The following is an 18,801-nucleotide window of genomic DNA, read 5'->3' as shown; positions in this document are numbered from 1 at the left end:
TGCTGAATCCGACTGCCTGTTTCTAACGAGAGAGGGTGATCCATTTGAATGACAAGAAGGCGGGACTGGATACTATCAATGAGTTATTCGCATCCCGGATCCCCGTACTTATTTGGCTTTCCCTTGTCTATGTGGGAACGATGATCCTTCAATTTTTGAAAGAACCCGTGATTCTGTCCAGCATCGTGTTTACCGGTTTGTTTGTGATTCATGTCCTGCTGCATTGGAATTCCTACCGAATGACCCAAAAGCAGTTCTGGTTCTATTTCGCAATCCAGGGCACCCTGATCTATCTATGCGCCATCCTCATGCGGGATGGTTACCAAGCGGTCCTCATCGGATTGCTCCCGGTTCTGATTGCACAGAGCCTGGGTTTTTCGTTTCGAATCAAACGGGTGGTGTTCGTCTCGCTCTTGAGCATGGTCATTTTCTTTGATTCGGCCTTGACGGTAGATGATCGGCATGGTCTGGCCGTTTTCCTGCCGCTGTTCTTCTTGATGCTGATTATCATCGTGGCGTATGGCCTCTTGTTCTTTCGCCAGGTTCAGGAGCGGCTGCGTATCCAAAGCTTTCTGCACGAACTGCAGGAAGCGCATCAGAGGGTGGAGGAGCTGACCCTATCCAACGAGCGGCAGCGAATGGCCCGCGATCTGCATGACACGCTTGCACAGGGCGTAGCCGGACTGATCATGCAGCTGGAAGCAGCAGATGCTCATATGACCAAAGGCAATGGCGAGCGCGCACAAAGCATTATCAAGCAGTCGATGCAGCAGGCTCGCCGAACATTGGCCGAGGCCCGGAGAGCGATTGATGATTTGCGGCTGAAGGCCGCTCCGGAGATGGACTTCAAGGAGTCCCTTGAGGACGAGGTTCGGCATTTCAAGCAGGCGACGGGGATTCCGGCTGTCTTGAACGTCAAGCTGAGCCGAACGCTGTCCCGATTAATCATGGAGCACAGCTTGCAGATCGTGAAGGAAGGACTGACGAACACCGCACGACATGCCAAGGCGAGCATGGTTTGGGTGACCTTATCCGATGCGAACCATACCCTGACGATCGAAATGATTGATAACGGCGTGGGCTTCCATACTGCGGAGATTGGAAAAGAAGCGGGCCATTATGGCCTTCTGGGTATTCAGGAGCGAACCCGACTGATGGGCGGAGCTGGGGAGGTAACCAGCTATCCAGGAAGGACAACCATTACCATCACGATCCCGCTGGGCGAAGGAGGACAGCCATGAGTACCTATAAGCTATTGATTGTCGACGATCATTATGTGGTCCGCGAAGGCCTTAAGCTGATCGTGGAGACCAGCGAGCACTACGAGGTTGCCGGCGAAGCCGCCAATGGCAAGGAAGCGTTGACCCTGCTCCAAACGATGAAGCCCGATGTCATTCTGATGGATTTGAACATGCCCGTCATGGGCGGATTGGACGCGATGCGGGCGTTAAAGGCTCAGAATAATGCCATTCCGGTGATCATTCTCACCACGTACAATGAGGATGAGCTCATGGTAGCGGGCTTGGCGCTCGGAGCCAATGGGTATCTGCTGAAGGACACGAGTAGGGAAAATTTGTTCCGAACGATCGAGTCCGCGATACGCGGGGAAACGCTATTGTCGGCGGATATGATGGAACGGGTGATCGCCGCTCGGCTTCCAGTGGCAACAAACCCTGCCGCTGAGGATGCGTCTCTGCTGAGTGAAAAGGAATCTTATGTCCTTCGTTGCGTGGCAAAAGGGTTTCGAAGCAAAGAGATCGCTTTTGACTTGGGGATTTCGGAGCGAACGGTTAAAGCCCACTTGACCAGCATCTACAACAAGCTCGGAGTCGATTCTCGCTCTCAAGCGGTGGCCGCGGCAATGGAACGGGGGATTCTGCCCCGATAGAACAAGCGGGTTATTGGAACGAAGCTGGACATGCGAGGAATACTCTCGCATGTCTTTTTTGCATGTTATTGGGCATGGTCCGAGTTCGTGTCTCGAAGGGCTGCCCGAAAGGGCAACCGCCTGGCTCCCTTTCGAACGATGTAGCCCGTTTCCTCTCCCGGTATGATAAGGGACGAATCCACAAGATGGAGAGTAGAGGAGACGATACTGTTATGGCCAAAATGTTGTACCGGCTGGGCTTCTGGTCGGCCAAAAATCGATGGAAGGTATTATGCGGGGGCATAGCGATCCTGCTGGCAGCTGCCATTGTAGCGGTTTCCCTGGGGGCCAACTTTGAAGAACAAACCTCCATTCCCGGATTGGAATCGCAGCAAACCCTGGAGCTGATGAACAAAGAATTTCCAGGCATGCAGGACAACAGCGGGAAAATCCAGCTTGTCCTGAAGACACCTCATGGAGAGACCTTCTCCTCAGAGGGGGCGCAGCAACAGCTTGAAGCCCAACTGGCTGAACTGGCGAAAGACCAAGAGGTCACCGCAGTGATCAGTCCGCTCGATAACCATTCGCTGAATGGGGATGGTACAATCGGCTACGCCACCATAACGTACAAAACACCAGGAGATGACGTGACGGAGGCATCCAAGGAGCATGTTCTTGAAACAGCTGACGTGCTTCGGAATGCAGGATGGCAGGCTGAGCTGACCGGTTCGGGTTATGTGAAGATGGAGATCGGCGGGGCAACGGAAGGAATCGGCGTCCTCATTGCCTTGTTGGTCCTGACGGTTGCATTTGGTTCGCTGCTCACCGGTGTCCTGCCGATTCTAACAGCAGCCATTGGCCTGGGCACCGGCTTGATGATGATTATCATCGGATCGAATCTGTTTGAGACTCCCTCGTTTGCCCTGTCTCTGGCCGCCATGCTGGGTCTTGCAGTGGGAATCGATTACGCGTTGTTCATCATTTCCCGATACCGCCAGCAGCTAGCGGAAGGCTTCGAGCGTAGGGAAGCGATTGCGATCGCGAACGGAACGGCCGGAAGCGCTGTGGTGTTTGCGGGGATTACCGTAATCATCGCGCTGGTAGGCTTCTCCTTTGTCGGCGTTCCGTTTCTTACGGCGATGGGGGTGGCGGGAGCACTCTGCGTGCTGGTTGCCATCTTAACGGCCATCTTCCTGGTTCCCGCCATTCTTGATCTGATGGGGGATCGTATCAAAGCGCCGAAGAAGAAGGCCTCGTCGGCTGGACGAGCAGCCGATGACGCATCTCACGGCAATCGGTGGGGACGATGGGTTACCGGCCGCCCGCTATTAGCGGTGGTACTTGGGGTCGCGCTGCTCGGAACCATCGCCGTTCCTTTCTTCCACATGGAGACCGGTATCCCGGATGATGCGCAAAAATCGACCGAGAAAACCGAGCGCCGAGCCTATGATCTTCTTACCGAAGCCTACGGCAAGGGCTACCACAGTCCATTGGTGATCCTGGCCAAGACCGATGGAGGGGAGGATGCGGCGACAAACCTGGAACGAGCCTTGAAGGAATTGCAGACCTACCCCAATATCGGAATGGTGGCACCGGCTATCCCGGGGCCTTCTGGAACGTTGTCGCTTATCAGCGTGATCCCGGCCACGGGGCCTCATGACAGCGAAACGAAAGAGCTGGTAAAAGAGATCCGAGAAAAAGCTCCAGACCTTGAGCAGCGGGAGCACGTTCAGCTCATGGTAACCGGCAGCACGGCGGTTAACATCGATATCTCACAGAAGCTGAATCAAGCGCTGCCGACCTTTTGCCTGATTATCGTCGGGTTGGCCTTTGTGCTCCTGATGGTTGTCTTCCGCTCGTTGCTCGTTCCGATCAAAGCGGTACTCGGGTTCATCCTGTCTCTCGGAGCAACGCTGGGCTTCGTAACGTTCGTCATCCAGGACGGGTACCTGCAAAAGCTGTTCCACTTCCATGCCGAATCCCCGGTGCTCAACTTCCTGCCCATTATCGTCGTCGGGATTCTCTTCGGACTCGCGATGGACTATGAGGTATTCCTGGTCAGCCGCATGCGGGAGGAATTCAAGAAGAGCGGAGACGCCAAGAAATCCGTCCTTGCCGGGATTCGCCACAGCGGCGGTGTGGTGACGGCTGCAGGCTTGATCATGATCTCGGTCTTTACCGGCTTCATGCTGGCCGAGGATCCCACCATTAAGGTCATGGGCTTTGCCCTCGCATTCGGCATTCTGTTCGATGCCTTTATCGTTCGGATGCTAATCGTTCCAGGGATTATGACCTTGCTGGGGAAATCCGCCTGGTATTTGCCCAAATGGCTCGACCGTCTCTTGCCTAATCTGGATGTAGAGGGGGAAGAGGTTATGAAGGAGGTTCATTCCGCCAAGAGGGATGAATAAGGTTCTGCTGCTTGGACCCGGCATGGTACAATTGGGGAAAAGGAGCTGAGAAGACATGGAAATCAATTTGAGCGGCAAGCGTGCACTTATAACCGGAGCAACGGGTCAACTGGGGCGGGTTATCGCGAGAACGCTGGCCTCCTGCGGCGCGGACGTGGCGCTTCATTATCATAGCAATGCGGATAAGGCGTTTGAGCTTGCAAGGGAAATCACTGCTTTGGGGAGACAGGCTGTTCCCGTCCAAGCCGATATCACCGACAAAGAATCGGTCTTTGCGCTGAAGGAACGGATCGCGAGTGAACTGGGCGAGGTGGATATCGTCGTCGCGAATGCCGTCATCCAATACGAATGGAAGTCCGTGCTGGAACAACCGGAGGAGGACTACGAGAGCCAGTTCCGTTCCTGCGCCATGCAGAGCGTGTATCTGGCAAAAGCGTTTGTTCCCGGCATGATCGAGCGGAAGGGCGGTCGCATGATCGGCATCAACACCGAGAGCTCCATGCAGAATTTCCCAGGCCAATCCGCTTACGTTGCCGGCAAGCGAGCCATGGACGGAATCTATCGCGTTCTGGCAAAAGAAGCGGGCGAGTCTCAAGTAACTGTGAACCAAGTGGCTCCGGGGTGGACGATCAGTGAGCGCGACCGGCTGGAGCATACCGAGCGGAGCGAATCCTACGAGAGAACCGTACCCTTGAAGCGGCGCGGCACGGATCAGGAGATTGCGAACGTGGTCGCCTTCCTTGCCAGTGATTTGGCCAGCTTCATTACCGGGGCTTATGTTCCCGTCAGCGGCGGGAACGTCATGCCTGCAATCTGATCTAAACCTCATGAACAGCTTGAACGAAATGAATAGGCAGTTGAGGCAGTAAGGGCCACTCTTCCAGGAGTGGCTCTTTTGGTATTGCCCTCCAGCCAAAGAATGGTACAATGTGAGTCCAGATAAAAACAAGATCGGAAGGGCGGTAGACATGAGCGAAGACAATCAGGAGTATATCGTAATCTCAGGCGCAAGAGAAAATAATCTCAAGAACGTCTCCCTGCGCATCCCCAAACGAAAGATCACCATTTTTACGGGGGTATCCGGGTCGGGCAAATCATCCATTGTCTTCGATACGATCGCCGCTGAATCCACCCGGCTGCTGAATGAGAATTTCAGCATGTTCGTGCGCAATTTCCTGCCCCGCGTTCCGCAGCCGGATACCGATGCGATTGAGAACCTGAGCATGGCGGTGATCGTGGATCAAAAAAGGCTGGGCGGCGGTTCCCACTCCACGATGGGCACAATTACGGACATTTCCCCCATCCTCCGCCTGCTCTTCTCCCGCATAGGTCAACCTTATGTGGGGCAAGCGCACCTGTTCTCGTTCAACGATCCGCAAGGCATGTGTCCCGAATGCAGCGGGATCGGCCGCAAGCTGGGCGTAGACACGAAGAAGGCCGTCGACCTGTCCAAGTCTCTGAATGAAGGGGCGCTTCTGCTGCCCGATTATGCGGTGAATAGCTGGGATTGGAACCTGCTCTTCCAATCGGGCTCCTTCGATCCCGACAAGAAGCTAAGCGACTACTCGCATGAGGAGCTAGACCAACTGCTCTACGGCAAGGCGAGGAAGGTGCAGCTCGATTTCGCTGGAAAAGCAACCAATGTCACCATCGAAGGCTGCATAGAGAAGTTCACCAACAAATACATCAAGCAGGACTTGAAGGCAAAGTCCGAGCGCACGCAAAAGGCGGTTGCGCCCTTCATATCCGAAGGCCCCTGCTCCAGCTGCCGCGGTGCTAGACTCAGCCAAGCCGCGCTTAGCTGCCGAATCCATGGGCATAACATTGCGGAAATGTCCTCGATGGAGGTCGGAGAGCTCATCCGTGTCATCCGAGAGCTTGATGAACCCGTCGCCGCACCCATGGTCAAGTCGCTGACGGAGCGGCTTCAGCATCTGGTGGACATCGGACTCGACTACTTATCATTGGACCGGGAGACGGATACACTGTCCGGCGGCGAGTCGCAGCGCGTCAAAATGGTGAAGCACCTGAGCGGCAGTCTGGTGGACGTCACGTACATTTTCGATGAGCCGAGCGTGGGCTTGCACCCCCGGGATGTACACCGGCTGAACGAATTGCTTGTGAAGCTGCGCGACAAAGGAAATTCCGTCATTGTCGTCGAGCATGATCCCGATGTGATCAAGGTAGCCGATCATATCGTCGACGTCGGACCACATGCCGGCAGCCGCGGCGGTATGATCATGTATGAAGGAAGCTACCTCGGCCTTCTGGAAGCAGATACGCTGACCGGCAGGCACATGAAGCGGCCGCTCCAGCTTAAGCGCGATTGCCGCCAGCCATCGGGCAAGCTATCCATTGCGAATGCCACCCTGCACAACCTGCGGGATGTGAGTGTTGACGTTCCTACCGGAGTGCTCACGGTGATCACGGGGGTAGCGGGATCGGGGAAGAGCACGCTCATCAACGAAGTTTTCCTCAGCCAGCAGCCGGATGCCATTGTCATCGATCAATCGGCAGTGGGCGTATCCACACGCTCGAATCCTGCCACCTACACGGGGATCATGGACGATGTACGCAAGGCGTTTGCTTCCGCGAACAAGGTGAACCAAGGCTTGTTTAGCTTCAACTCCAAGGGAGCTTGTGAGAACTGCCAAGGGCTGGGTGTCGTATATACCGACCTTGCCTTCCTCGAGAGCGTGAAACTTCCGTGCGACGTATGCGGAGGACGGCGCTTCAAGGAGGAAGTGCTCGCCTATAAGCTGAACGGGAAGTCCATTGCCGATGTTCTGGAGATGACGGTGGAGCAAGCACTCGATTTCTTCCAGCTCAAAGAGGTGGTGCGCAAGCTTCAGGCGATGAGCGATGTGGGGCTGAACTACCTCACGCTCGGTCAGCCGCTCAGCTCGCTATCCGGCGGAGAATGCCAGCGGATCAAGCTCGCCAGCGAGCTGCACAAGCAGGGAAGCCTCTATGTGATGGACGAGCCGACAACAGGGCTGCACATGTCGGATATCGATCATTTGTTGGAGATCATGAATCGCTTGGTGGATGCTGGCAATACGGTAATGGTCATCGAGCACAACCTGGAGGTCATCAGCCAAGCAGATTGGATCATCGATATGGGGCCGGATGGCGGCAGCAAGGGCGGCCAGGTGGTGTTTGAGGGCACGCCGGCAGAGATCGTCCATGCGGAGCAATCGATCACGGGAAGGTATCTCGAACGGAGCAGCCCGTCCCATTAACGATCGAGTCGATGGCTGAGACCGGTGATGACAAACACAATCACAATTGGATCGTTCGATGAGGGTTCTGATCGGGACGCCCAATACATTCGCCAGGGAAAAGCCGTCCATGATAGGAGATGGTTTTTCCCTTCGTTTAACCGCAGCAGGAGTCCTTATGGAAAAGCGAGCAGTCAACACAACGCCAAAGTGAGGTCCTAGCCGTATAAGTAATTGCGGCGGATAAAGCAATTGACGAAAGCGGAAAGGTATACTACACTTCAATTATTAAAACAGTTGTAATAAGTATTGAGTAAAGAGGTGATTCGAATAGAACCCGTTACGCACAATACGCTTCAAGTGAAAAAAATGAATGTGGAACTCGTTAAAAACACGCTGAAGACACAGGGAACCGGGACCAAAGCGTCGATTGCAAGCCTGACCGGGCTGAGCGTGGCCACCTGCGGCACCATCCTGAATGAACTTGTCGCTTCCGGCGAAGTCATGGAGTTGGAACCAGAAGAGTCAAACGGCGGTAGACCGGCCAAACCGTATCGATATAATGCCGACTTTGGCAGCGTCGTCTGCTTGCTCGTCAAGACGGAAGGAGGCATTCACTCCATCCATTACACCGTCGTGAACCTGCTCGGTGAGGTGATCCAGGAAGCAACAGAGGTCCTGGAACAGATCGATCTCAAGGTAGTGGACGAGGTGATCGAGAAGCTGATTAACGAACATCGCAATGTTCTAGCGATCGGCGTTGGAATTCCCGGCGTCGTCCATGGCGGGATAATCGGCGTCTGCGATGTTCCAGACCTTGCGGGCAAGCCGTTAGGGCCCTTCCTTGAGGAAAAATATGAGCTGTCGGTTACCGTCGAAAACGACATGAACATGACGGTCTACGGATTTTACCTCATGCAAAACTTCGAAGAGGAAAAGACGTTTGCGATCGTGACGTTTCCGAAAAACCATTTTCCCGGGGCCGGATTTATCGTAGACGGGCGTATCTTATCCGGGAACACGAAATTTGGCGGCGAGGTTTCCTTCTTGCCCTTTGGAGTGACACGCGAGGAGCAATTGCGACAGCTCCATACCGAAGAAGGGTTTATCCGGTTGGCCGTTCATACGTTAACCTCGATCATCGCCATCATGAACCCGGTCACGATCGCGATCACAGGCGAGCTTCCCCATGAGCCTCAATTGAACGAGCTCCGCGAGGGTTGCTTGACGAACATTCCGGAAGAGCATATGCCGCAGCTGTTCATTCAAAGGGATACGCAACAGGAATACAGGAAAGGGCTGGCTACGGCGACGCTGGAATCCTTAACCTACCGCCTGCAGCTCATTGAGAGAAGATAAAAAGTCGAAGGAGAACGCATCAAGTGGAGAAGACATCCAAGAAATTTAACCGGATTTATGCCATGCAGCTGGCCACGATCTTTTTAGGATTTGTCATATTCGGATTTTCAGAAAACATCAAGGGGCCGGCCATTCCGCGCATTCAGCTGGATTTCATGCTGAGTGAATCCGAGCTTGGTACTTTGCTATCCCTTAACGCTCTGGGCTACTTGATCGCTTGTTCCTTCACCGCGTACCTGACGCGGATTTGGGGGATCAAGGCGGTCACCATCATGGCGCTGGGGTCCATGGCAGCTTCGGGTGTCCTCATTTTCTTTTCCCATCACTACGCCATGTTCTCGGCTTCGTACTTTCTGATGTACATCGGCAACGGAATGCTGGAGATCGGATTGGCCATCCTTGGCGCACGCATCTTTGTGAAGAACACCGGAACGATGATGAATCTGTCCCATGGCTTCTATGGCCTTAGCTCGACCGTCGCCCCGCTCATCGCGACAGGCTTGATGGGGGTTACCATCAACGGCCATACGTTGGATTGGCGCGGAATGTATCTGCTGATGCTGCTTTTGTCCTTAGTGCCGGTTCTTTTCGCCCTGTTCAGCACTTTTCCGGGGGATGGCATTCAGCACGAAGACCGTGTTCCTCTGAAGGTGTTGTTGAAGGACCCGGTGCTATGGCTCATGGTGTTTGTTCTTTCCTTCGGCGTGGTTTCGGAATTGGCGGTCGGAGGATGGCTTGTGAACTTCCTGGAGAAAGCCTACAGCTGGGATACGGTTCGGGCTTCCGGGATGCTCTCCGCCTTTTTCTTGTGCTTTGCCCTTGCGAGACTTTTGTTAGGCCCGTTAACGGATAAGATGGGGTTCACGGTATCCTTGATCCTGTTCTCTGGTTCCTCGGCGGTATGTACCTTTCTCGCCATTTTCGGCGGGGTTCGCTTCGCCTTTCTGTTTGCTGCTGCAGGGATTGGTATTGCGATGATCTACCCGACGGTGATGGCCTTCATTGCCAAACGGTACCCAAACGGAAGTGATACCGCCATTACCTTTACGGTTACGATGATGGGGTTAGGCAGCGTGATCGGCAATTATCTTATCGGTGGTGTGATTGAAACGGTCAAGAAGCTTGTCGGCGCGGATTCTCATGCCGGGCTGCTTCGCGGGCTTCAGGCGGGGTATGGGGTAATTGGATTGTGTGCGGCGTTGTGTGCCGTGACCGGTTTGGTGTTGTTCCGTTATTTGACCAAACGCAAAGAGCTCATCTAAGCGTAGGGTCATAGACGAGCTGTCTCCGATACCGTTCCGAAACCGATCACATTCAACGATCCAAGTATGATGCGACAGCGGAAGTTGACCGAGTGATCGTAGAGCGGGTAGAACCGTATGTTCCGCATCGGGTAGTCGGCGCACAGTAAGGAAAACTCACAGCTACGAAAAACGAGCCTAGGAACTCTTCCAGGGCTCGTTTTTGTTTTGAGCGCTGACTGGTCATCCAAGGGAATCGGGAAATCATACTCGAAATGTTGCAAATGCAACAAAAATAACGTATGCTTTTGCTAGCGCATGACGATGAATAAATAAGATTTTCCTGGGAGCTGCGAACATGAAGGAAGTTCTACGCGAGGTTGGGATGATCGCTAGGGCGCTCGATTCCATCAGCAATATAGAATTCAAACGACATGACCTTACCAAGGGGCAGTACCTGTACCTCGTGCGTATCTGTGAAAATCCGGGCATCATTCAAGAAAAGGTTGCGGACCTGATCAAGGTGGATCGGACCACGGCGGCCCGTGCCATCCAGAAGCTGGAGGGGAACGGGTTTATTGAAAAGAAAGCCGATCCCGCGAACCAAAAAATCAAAAAGCTTTTTCCTACGGAGAAAGGGGAGGCTGTTTATCCGTTTATCAGGAGGGAACATGACCATTCCAACCGGGTCGCTCTCTCCGGGTTCTCCGATAGCGAAATGGAAACCCTCTTTGAACTGCTTCACCGGGTTCGAAAGAATGTAGAAGTGGACTGGGAGTATGTAAAGAAGGGAAATCAACGCCTTTATTAATTTGGCAGACGGAGGATAGGTAACGTGACCATCACGATTATGAGGTGCACAGGTGAAGAGGTGACTGCTCTTCAAGAAATCAGCAGGGAAACCTTCCAGGAGACCTTTCAGGATCAGAATACACCGGCCAACATGGCCACTTACATGGAGAAGGCTTATAACCGGGAGCAGTTGGAGAAGGAGCTGTCCAACGTCCATTCCGAGTTCTATTTCCTTTATGTGGGGGAACAAAGGGCCGGCTACCTGAAGCTAAACATCATGGACGCTCAGTCGGAAGCGATGGGCATTGATGCGCTTGAAGTCGAGAGGATCTACATCCGAAGCGATTTCCATAAGCAAGGACTCGGCAAATACCTTTTGAATCGAGCCGTGGAGATCGCGAGGGAGCGGGATAAGAAGAAGGTCTGGCTGGGGGTTTGGGAAAAGAACGAGAATGCCCTTGCCTTCTATAAAAAAATGAAATTTGTCCCGACGGGGGCGCACTCCTTTGTGATGGGGGACGAGGAGCAAACGGATATCATCATGACCTTGCGCCTCTCCGGGAACGATGCAGTTCCCACTCCTGAATAGAAACGAACAAGAGGTCCGCCAGCAGGCGGACCTCCTTGATTATCTCAGGGCTTCTTCCAACTGTCTTTCCACGACGAGCGGGGGCGGGACAAGCCAGCCCTTTTCCTTGCTTAAGCGAAGTGCCTTTAGCCCGATCGCCGCTTTCGTGACGTGGTATTTCCCGAACAGCATTCCGATATCTTCTCGAATGGATTTGCCCATGATCTGGCTGCAGATGACGAGGCCCGCCGCTGAATCGGCGGAGACCATCGCGGCAATCTCCATATCCGTGAACCGGGCTCCGATCGGAATGTCCTCCAAGCGGGCTTCGGGGCGCTCAGGCAAGGCAGGGAACGGAACGAGCCCGTTATGGATCAAGATCTCGTCGCACTCCGAAATCTCAAGCTCAGCTTGATTGATCACATCCCCAATAATGCCCTTAAGATTTTTGTCTCCTGCATGGTAATGGAGTAAGCGGTAAGTGGATAGGCATCCCTTTGCCGCCATTGAGAATTGCCACACATCGTAGGCCTCTCCGTAATGGAGGGGTTCCTTTTTCGGGTTACCGCTTAAAATGCCCATTTGTTATTCCTGCCTTCCTTGAAAAGAATTCTTCACATCCGGTTGTAAGAAAAGCCCTTATCAAAGGGCTTTTCTTGATTGCCATATTACTGGAAGGATCTGTTGGTAGGAATCGGGTTATACCCGGGGTTAGCCGTCGGGTACGTTCCGCCTTGGTGGGTGAATGTCGGGCTGAACGTTTGGTTTTGGACCGTTTGTTCCACTTGCCGGCAGAGAGAAGCAATCTGTTGCAGTTGTTGAACCGCGGTGTGGTGGCCTTGCAGGGCAGCTTGAATGGTCTGGGACGCTCTTTGCTCCCGTTGGGCGAGCTCTTCGAGTCGTTGTGCGTTTTGTTGCTCTTGTTGCAGGAGCAGCTGATAATTTTGACTGGCTTGCTGAGTTTGAGCTACGAGTTGTTGAACAATTTGCTCACATTGCTGCAGGGATTGTTGGACTCCATTGGTGTATTGCATGTGTTGTTCCTCCTTTAGTTAGGGCGTAGGGCAGGGTATCCCATGAAGTTGGCTGTCATGCAGGCACCTTCGGGATCAAAGGAACTTAGTGCTTCTCGCCGGATCTGTTCCGCATGCCCGCCAAGCCCAGAAGACCGAGAAGACCAAGCCAACCCCAGTTGTCGTTGTCGTTGTCCGTGGCAGCAGCTCTGTAGCGGTTCGTATTGTTGTTGGCAGCCGTTCCGTTATTCGAGTATCCATTGTAGTTGTTAGTACCGTACGACGAGTAATTCGTGTTGGATCTCATTGCATCGTTTGTTGCGGTTCCGGTATAACCTTGGTTGGTCGACTGGTTCCCCGTCATCGTGTTTGCATTTGCGTAGACCGAGCCGGAAGTAGCTAACGTTAGGCTGAGCAGGGCAACCATGGCAACTTTTTTCTTCATCGTCATGCTCCTTTGGGTGTAGTTTTATGGCAATTGAGTTTCGGAGGTATTGTGTTCGATTGCCTAGTGGATTAAGCGTGGAAAAGGGTGGAAGTGCACCAGGTTGCCATTCACGCCATTTCTCGGCATCAGTGAAATGGATTGAAATTCTTCTTTGAGTGCATTAAAATGAACAAATTCGTATAAAAATAAAGCAGAGTGAGTGGATAAACCATGAATTTATTTCTTACGTATGTCGTCCTTGGCTTGTCCATAGCGCTGCCTGTCGGAACGGTCACGATCGAGATGACGAAGCAGGGTCTCAAGAATGGATTTCTGTATGGGTGGGTTGTCGGCCTTGGAGGAATGACCATTGATTTATTGCTAATCCTAAGCTTATATCTGGGGCTTGCCTCCGTGCTTTCCTTGCCAATTGTTCAGGTGGCCATGTGGCTCCTGGGGGCGTTGTTTTTATTTTATGTTGGCTACGACAGCATTAAACATGCGGATCACGACATCACCCTAACCGGTGAAAAGAAGAAATCCTTGATTTCTTCCTATAAAAATGGGCTGCTTGTCGCCGTCTCCCCGAGCAATCTGGTCTTCTGGATCAGTGTGTTTGGCACGGTGCTCTCGAGCTCCTTCGACAGGTCCAATCCCTACGCGTTCGTGATTATTGGCTTGGGCATTCTTAGTGGAATTCTCATCCATGACCTCGGCCTGATGACCATCGTGGCGACAACGCGAAAGGTGATGAATCGGACCGCCATCAAGTGGGTATCCATCGGGGCAGGAGTAACGTTAATCGGCTTTGGTATTCATTTTTTATACAGATTCTTGCTCAGCCTGCAAGAGCACTTCTTATAGTACATTCACAAAAAACACCCCTATCGTTGGACAGAGATGAGAAAGCGGTCTCTTCAACGATGGGGGTGTTTTGCGGTAGGGGGCTTGTAACCTGGCCGATTGAGGCCACCGTGATTCAACGACCTCTTTGACGGCTAATAGAGGGTAGAAACGGGACAGGAGGGAGGAGTGGACATGCCCTGGACCAAGGACGACTATCCGGATTCACTCAAGAACTTCATGGCTCCGGTCCGCAACAAGGCAATCGACATTGCCAATGAGCTGTTGAAGGATGGTTACTCCGAAAGCCGTGCGATCTCGATCGCAACCGCCAAAGCCAAAGAATGGGGAGAGAATCACGACAAGCAGATTCGTAAGAAGAGCCACTGATGTATAGATCCATAAGTAAGGCACGAGATCCCAACGAAAAAGGCAGCCGTTCTAACAAGATCGGCTGCCTTTTACATAATAAGAAGTAACTTACTGAGAAAAAGTAAAAAAGCAATCATGCTTATCGTAATAGTTGAAGTTATCGATGTAGTCCTGCAGGGATGGGTTTTTCACCTGATGCCGGGTATTTGCGATAAGATCGGACGCGACTTGTCCACTGAAATAGATGCTCAGCCCATGTTCTTTTGCAAACTCAGGATAGATTTCCTCATCGGTTTCGTCATCGACATCAATAGGATCATCTAAGTAAAGAGTCGATGTTTCGTCAATAGGGGAATCCTCTTTCCGGTACAGATTGAATTCGTCCAAATCATCTTGTGCTATCCCAATAAGCTGATGAATGGTTATTGGTTTTCGAATTACGTCCATTTGGATTAACTCCTCCTTGTTCATTAGGCCGCTATGATTGAAGTCAATTCCATTATATAGTATTCATGTGACGTATTGCATTTCATCGAGATAGGAGTTTTGAAGATGCGGAAGTGATCACAGAGAATGCCAGCAATGAACAAGCAAGTCTATTACTTGATGGATGGATATGAATACCAATTGGGAGTGATTGCCTCGTACCTGGATGATTCCATCTGCTGCCCGTCCATAGACCGAACGCATCTGACCAAATCCGCGGAATCCGCGGATTTTTTATTTGAGGGCTGGTAAACCGAACTGTTAATTGATTTTTCCAAGGGCACAATAGTTGGGAAACCCTCTTGCGTTAAAGTGCACTTTAAGGATTATAGTGTTCACATGCCCATGAGGGGGAGAGCCCATGAATATCAAAAAAGCCAGTGAATTAACGGGAGTGAAACCGGAAAACATCCGCTATTACGAACGAATTGGATTGATTCCACCGGTTCCTCGTGACGATAACGGGGTTCGTGATTTTTCGGAGAGTGATATCGGGTGGATCAAGTTTTCGAAACACATGCGAGACGCTGGTGTCGGTACAGAAGCCCTGATTGAATACATTACCCTTTTCCAAAAAGGCGATGCCTCGAACATTCCCGCACGGAAAGAAATCCTTCGGGATCAATTGGGTGAATTGGAGGAGCGAATCGAATCATTGGTTCGTGCCCGTGATTACCTGAAATTCAAAGTAGACAATTACGAGGCCACTATGGTGCCGCTGGAAGAGAAACTACAAAGCGGTGAAATCAAGAAGGAGGAACCCGAATGTCCGAAAAAGTAACCGCTGGACGGGATCAATTGGGTCATTTTGCGCCAAAATTTGCGGAGTTAAACGATGATGTCTTGTTTGGAGAGGTTTGGAGTCGGGAAGCAGAGCTGAGCCCGCGCGACCGCAGCATGATTACCGTTTCAGCGCTCCTTTCAGGCGGGAATATGGAACAGCTGCCCTTCCATATGACCAAAGCGAAAGCGAACGGAGTGACGCAAGCAGAAATGGTTGAAGTGGTCACACAACTGGCCTTTTATTGCGGGTGGCCTAAAGCCTGGTCAGCGTTCCGTATTGCACAAGAGATTTACAAGGACGAAGGGAGCGGTTCCAGCTCGTGATCATCCAGGAGATGAACGAAACCCTTTTATTCGATGCAGGAGAACCTAATCCATTTACTCAATATTTCATCGGGCAAAGTTATTTGAACATGCTCACCCCTGGACCCAATGCCATTGGCAACGTAACGTTTGAACCAGGGTGCCGCAATCACTGGCATGCTCATGCTGGAGGGCAATTGCTGCTCGTCACGGCTGGTGAAGGGTACTACCAAGCGGAAGGGAAGCTCGCGCAACGCTTAAAGGCGGGGGACGTCGTCGTAATCCCGGCGGGAGTGAAGCATTGGCACGGCGCAGCAGAGGATTCCTGGTTTGTTCATTTGGCAGCTGTTGGTGATCCAAGCAAACCCGAAACCGAATGGTATGAGCCTGTCAACGATGATCAGTATGCCGAAGTGAATAAAATCAAGTAACGAATAGGAGGTTCATGTCATGGAATACGTAACATTGAACAATGGCAGCAAGATGCCGATCTTGGGTTTCGGGGTTTATCAAATTCCAGATCAGGCGGAATGCGAGCGATGTGTGCTTGATGCCATAAGCGTAGGGTACCGTTCCATCGATACCGCGCAGGCTTATCGAAATGAAGAAGCGGTAGGTCGGGCGATCCAGAAGAGCGGGATCCCAAGAGAAGAGTTTTTCGTCACGACCAAGGTATGGATCTCGAATGCCGGCTATGAGAAAGCCAAAGCCTCCATCGACGAATCCCTGAGAAAGCTTCAGCTGGATGAGCTGGACCTGCTCCTCATCCATCAACCATTTAGCGATTATTACGGCACGTACCGTGCGATGGAAGAAGCCTATCGGGCAGGCAAATTGAAAGCGATCGGCGTCAGCAACTTCTATCCAGATCGATACATCGACCTTGTTCAATTTACCGATGTCGTGCCCGCCGTGAACCAAGTCGAAACCCATGTGTTCCACCAACAGGGACAAGCCCAGGAAATCATGAAGAAATACAACACGCAGATCGAATCCTGGGGGCCTTTTGCCGAAGGCCGAAACGACTTTTTTAGCAATGCAACCTTAAAAGCGATTGGCGAACCCTACAACAAATCGATTGCGCAGGTCGCCTTGCGGTTCTTGATCCAGAGAGGCGTTGTGGTCATTCCAAAAACAGTAAACAGGAACCGGATGGAAGAAAACTTCAATGTCTTCGATTTTGAACTGACGGCAGAGGATATGGCCAAAATCGTTGCACTGGATACCGGGAAAACGGCGTTCTTCGCCCATAACGATCCACAGACGGTTGAATTTTTGACCGGCTATGGCAAAAAAGGATTGGAATAAGGAGGAAAACCATGTTTACTGAAACCTACAAATTATCAAATGGGGTAGAAATACCTAAAGTGGGCTTGGGCACCTGGCTGCTTAACGATGAACAGGCCGCTCAGGCCGTGCGGGATGCGGTGTCGATCGGGTACCGCCATGTGGATACAGCCCAGGCTTACCAGAACGAAGTTGGGGTGGGGCAAGCAATCCGTTCCTGCGGAGTCCCAAGAGAAGAGCTTTTTCTCACGACCAAGGTTGCTGCCGAAGCGAAGAGCTATGATGCTGCGAGGCAGTCGATTGAGGAGTCTTTGGATAAGCTGGGACTGGAGTACATGGACCTGCTGATTATCCACAGCCCGCAGCCTTGGATGGAGTTTCGGGAGGAGAACCGCTACTTCGAGGAAAACAAGGAAGTATGGAAAGCCATGGAGGATGCTTATCGGGCAGGTAAAGTAAAGGCAATCGGCTTATCGAATTTCCTTCAGGATGATGTAGAGAACATCCTGGCAAGCTGCGAAATCAAACCGATGGTTAATCAGGTATTAGCTCATATCGGCAATACTCCATCAGAGCTAATCGAGTTCTGCCAGAAGAATGACATCCTGGTGGAGGCCTACTCACCCATTGCACACGGTGCAATTCTTGATCATGCCGAAGTGAAGGCGATGGCCGATCAGTACGGAATCTCGGTTGCACAGCTTTGCCTGCGTTATGATCTCCAACTGGGGCTTGTCGTTCTTCCGAAGACGGCAAATCCGGATCACATGAGAATCAATGCCGAACTGGATTTCGTTATCAGCGATACAGACATGGAGACTCTAAAGAATGTAGAGACCATCCAGAATTATGGTGAGCATAGCTTCTTCCCGGTGTTTGGCGGGAAGTTAAAGTAATATGGAATGAAAGCATGGAGGAAAACGGCAGCCGCAACCGGGTTGCCGTTTTTTGTTTTGAACAGGTGAACTCCGTGGATATCGCGGAGGTTTTCATTTAAGACAAAACCTATCATTTTTCGCTATTTACAACGCATATTTCCAATGTATATATAAGAGACAAAGTTATAAAAGCAAGTTTCACTTGGAGGGCCAATGAATAAAAAAACAGTACTCCTTTCCTGTATTTCGGCTGTTGCTTGTGTTGCGATTGTCATGGCCATCTTTCATTATTATGATCGAGGCAAGGCAGCTTCAACGGAGCCTGCCGCCAATCAAAATGAAGTTGTTATTCCCGAGGTTGACTTAACCAAAATGGAGAGTTTGATGATTGGCTCCGAACCTCCCAAGCTCATTTACGCAGACAACAGCAAGGTAATATTTGAAACCACGGGTGGAGTATATGTCTATGATCTGAAGGAAACGGCTCTTATTCGATCCTTCGATACCTCATCATTCGCATCAGCAAGATACTCCAATGTTTTGCCGAGTTCTTTTGCTACGCAAGACGGGAACCAACTGATTTTTAACTTTAACAATGGGTCGGGAGGATTCGTTGCTGCATTCCGTTATTCCCTGGCAGATAAGCGTATCCATGAGTTGACCGAGCAAGAAGCCGGAGAATATCGTAAACAGAGATTCGAATGCATCTACCTGAAACCCAGTGATGAACGATACCAAAAGTCCTCAGGCATGATAGCCTCAACTTCCGGTCGGGACTATGTTTATTTAACGTTTCGGGACTGGAAAGTGAGTACCATCAACGTGGTTTATGTGCAGGATGACCAGGAAACGGTTTATCGCGTGTTTGCCAGCAACGAATAAGTAACATCCATGAATAGCAAAACCTTTGTAACCGAAAAAGGCAGGATCAGGGAAGTCCCTGATTCTGC

22 protein-coding genes are annotated in these 18,801 nt (G+C 51.7%); 18 read left to right on the top strand and 4 right to left on the bottom strand.

The features are described from left to right. Positions 1-140 precede the first annotated feature (140 nt). The 9 genes from AAFN83_RS05295 (at position 141) to paiA (ending at position 11,480) form a co-directional block, all read left to right on the top strand. Positions 141-1,241: a sensor histidine kinase gene (locus AAFN83_RS05295; protein ID WP_347767667.1), complete on the top strand. Its 1,101-nt coding sequence runs from the start codon at positions 141-143 to the stop codon at positions 1,239-1,241. Next, positions 1,238-1,888 carry a response regulator gene (locus AAFN83_RS05290; protein ID WP_347767665.1) on the top strand — a complete coding sequence of 217 codons (651 nt, stop codon included), beginning with the start codon at positions 1,238-1,240 and terminating at the stop codon, positions 1,886-1,888. The genes AAFN83_RS05295 and AAFN83_RS05290 overlap by 4 nt, the downstream gene beginning before the upstream one ends. A gap of 212 nt (positions 1,889-2,100) precedes the next feature. Beyond that, positions 2,101-4,278, top strand: coding sequence for an MMPL family transporter (locus AAFN83_RS05285; RefSeq protein WP_347767664.1), 2,178 nt, complete (start codon positions 2,101-2,103; stop codon positions 4,276-4,278). Between the two features lie 55 nt (positions 4,279-4,333). After that, positions 4,334-5,095: an SDR family NAD(P)-dependent oxidoreductase gene (locus AAFN83_RS05280; protein ID WP_347767662.1), complete on the top strand. Its 762-nt coding sequence runs from the start codon at positions 4,334-4,336 to the stop codon at positions 5,093-5,095. A 151-nt stretch (positions 5,096-5,246) separates the two neighbouring features. After that, positions 5,247-7,520 (top strand): ATP-binding cassette domain-containing protein, encoded by a 2,274-nt coding sequence (locus AAFN83_RS05275; protein WP_347767661.1) that lies wholly within the window; start codon positions 5,247-5,249, stop codon positions 7,518-7,520. A 309-nt stretch (positions 7,521-7,829) separates the two neighbouring features. After that, a complete protein-coding gene (locus AAFN83_RS05270; protein WP_347768252.1) occupies positions 7,830-8,858 on the top strand; it encodes an ROK family protein in 1,029 nt (342 codons plus the stop codon). Positions 8,859-8,920: 62 nt separating this feature from the next. Continuing rightward, on the top strand, positions 8,921-10,120 hold the full coding sequence (locus AAFN83_RS05265) for an MFS transporter (RefSeq protein ID WP_481810484.1): 1,200 nt from the start codon (positions 8,921-8,923) through the stop codon (positions 10,118-10,120). A 337-nt stretch (positions 10,121-10,457) separates the two neighbouring features. Beyond that, the gene (locus AAFN83_RS05260) at positions 10,458-10,910 is read left to right on the top strand and encodes a MarR family winged helix-turn-helix transcriptional regulator (RefSeq protein ID WP_347767659.1); all 453 of its coding nucleotides are present in this window, start codon (positions 10,458-10,460) and stop codon (positions 10,908-10,910) included. A 24-nt stretch (positions 10,911-10,934) separates the two neighbouring features. Continuing rightward, positions 10,935-11,480, top strand: coding sequence for a spermidine/spermine N(1)-acetyltransferase (gene paiA, locus AAFN83_RS05255; protein WP_347767657.1), 546 nt, complete (start codon positions 10,935-10,937; stop codon positions 11,478-11,480). Positions 11,481-11,519: 39 nt separating this feature from the next. Here paiA and AAFN83_RS05250 read toward each other — a convergent pair whose 3' ends face one another. From AAFN83_RS05250 to AAFN83_RS05240, 3 genes are all read right to left on the bottom strand, one after another. Beyond that, on the bottom strand, positions 11,520-12,041 hold the full coding sequence (locus tag AAFN83_RS05250) for a DUF3231 family protein (protein ID WP_347767656.1): 522 nt from the start codon (positions 12,039-12,041) through the stop codon (positions 11,520-11,522). Between the two features lie 86 nt (positions 12,042-12,127). Further along, positions 12,128-12,493: a hypothetical protein gene (locus AAFN83_RS05245; protein ID WP_347767654.1), complete on the bottom strand. Its 366-nt coding sequence runs from the start codon at positions 12,491-12,493 to the stop codon at positions 12,128-12,130. Between the two features lie 85 nt (positions 12,494-12,578). Then, the gene (locus AAFN83_RS05240) at positions 12,579-12,917 is read right to left on the bottom strand and encodes a WGxxGxxG family protein (RefSeq protein ID WP_347767653.1); all 339 of its coding nucleotides are present in this window, start codon (positions 12,915-12,917) and stop codon (positions 12,579-12,581) included. 213 nt (positions 12,918-13,130) lie between these two features. On the opposite strand from AAFN83_RS05240, the gene AAFN83_RS05235 reads away from it, so the two are divergent. Then, positions 13,131-13,763, top strand: coding sequence for a LysE family translocator (locus tag AAFN83_RS05235; protein ID WP_347767651.1), 633 nt, complete (start codon positions 13,131-13,133; stop codon positions 13,761-13,763). A 174-nt stretch (positions 13,764-13,937) separates the two neighbouring features. Next, on the top strand, positions 13,938-14,132 hold the full coding sequence (locus tag AAFN83_RS05230; RefSeq protein ID WP_347767650.1) for a DUF2188 domain-containing protein: 195 nt from the start codon (positions 13,938-13,940) through the stop codon (positions 14,130-14,132). Positions 14,133-14,222: 90 nt separating this feature from the next. Here the strand turns inward: AAFN83_RS05230 and AAFN83_RS05225 are convergent, their stop codons facing one another. Continuing rightward, the gene (locus AAFN83_RS05225) at positions 14,223-14,561 is read right to left on the bottom strand and encodes a DUF7716 domain-containing protein (protein WP_347767648.1); all 339 of its coding nucleotides are present in this window, start codon (positions 14,559-14,561) and stop codon (positions 14,223-14,225) included. Between the two features lie 135 nt (positions 14,562-14,696). On the opposite strand from AAFN83_RS05225, the gene AAFN83_RS05220 reads away from it, so the two are divergent. The 7 genes from AAFN83_RS05220 (at position 14,697) to AAFN83_RS05190 (ending at position 18,733) form a co-directional block, all read left to right on the top strand. Then, positions 14,697-14,852 (top strand): hypothetical protein, encoded by a 156-nt coding sequence (locus AAFN83_RS05220; RefSeq protein ID WP_347767647.1) that lies wholly within the window; start codon positions 14,697-14,699, stop codon positions 14,850-14,852. Between the two features lie 109 nt (positions 14,853-14,961). Then, a complete protein-coding gene (locus AAFN83_RS05215; protein WP_347767645.1) occupies positions 14,962-15,381 on the top strand; it encodes a MerR family transcriptional regulator in 420 nt (139 codons plus the stop codon). Beyond that, complete coding sequence (locus AAFN83_RS05210; protein ID WP_347767643.1) at positions 15,366-15,707, top strand: carboxymuconolactone decarboxylase family protein; 342 nt, start codon at positions 15,366-15,368, stop codon at positions 15,705-15,707. The genes AAFN83_RS05215 and AAFN83_RS05210 overlap by 16 nt, the downstream gene beginning before the upstream one ends. A 2-nt stretch (positions 15,708-15,709) precedes the next feature. Beyond that, complete coding sequence (locus tag AAFN83_RS05205) at positions 15,710-16,117, top strand: cupin domain-containing protein (protein WP_481810483.1); 408 nt, start codon at positions 15,710-15,712, stop codon at positions 16,115-16,117. A gap of 19 nt (positions 16,118-16,136) precedes the next feature. Beyond that, positions 16,137-16,994: an aldo/keto reductase gene (locus AAFN83_RS05200; RefSeq protein ID WP_347767642.1), complete on the top strand. Its 858-nt coding sequence runs from the start codon at positions 16,137-16,139 to the stop codon at positions 16,992-16,994. Between the two features lie 11 nt (positions 16,995-17,005). Next, positions 17,006-17,869 (top strand): aldo/keto reductase, encoded by an 864-nt coding sequence (locus AAFN83_RS05195; protein ID WP_347767640.1) that lies wholly within the window; start codon positions 17,006-17,008, stop codon positions 17,867-17,869. Positions 17,870-18,064: 195 nt separating this feature from the next. Beyond that, positions 18,065-18,733: a hypothetical protein gene (locus AAFN83_RS05190; RefSeq protein ID WP_347767639.1), complete on the top strand. Its 669-nt coding sequence runs from the start codon at positions 18,065-18,067 to the stop codon at positions 18,731-18,733. Positions 18,734-18,801 lie beyond the last annotated feature (68 nt).

Origin of the sequence: Gorillibacterium sp. CAU 1737 (assembly GCF_039888655.1) — a bacterium.
Classification (GTDB): Bacteria; Bacillota; Bacilli; order Paenibacillales; family NBRC-103111; genus Gorillibacterium.
This window is presented reverse-complemented; position numbering and strand designations above follow the sequence as displayed.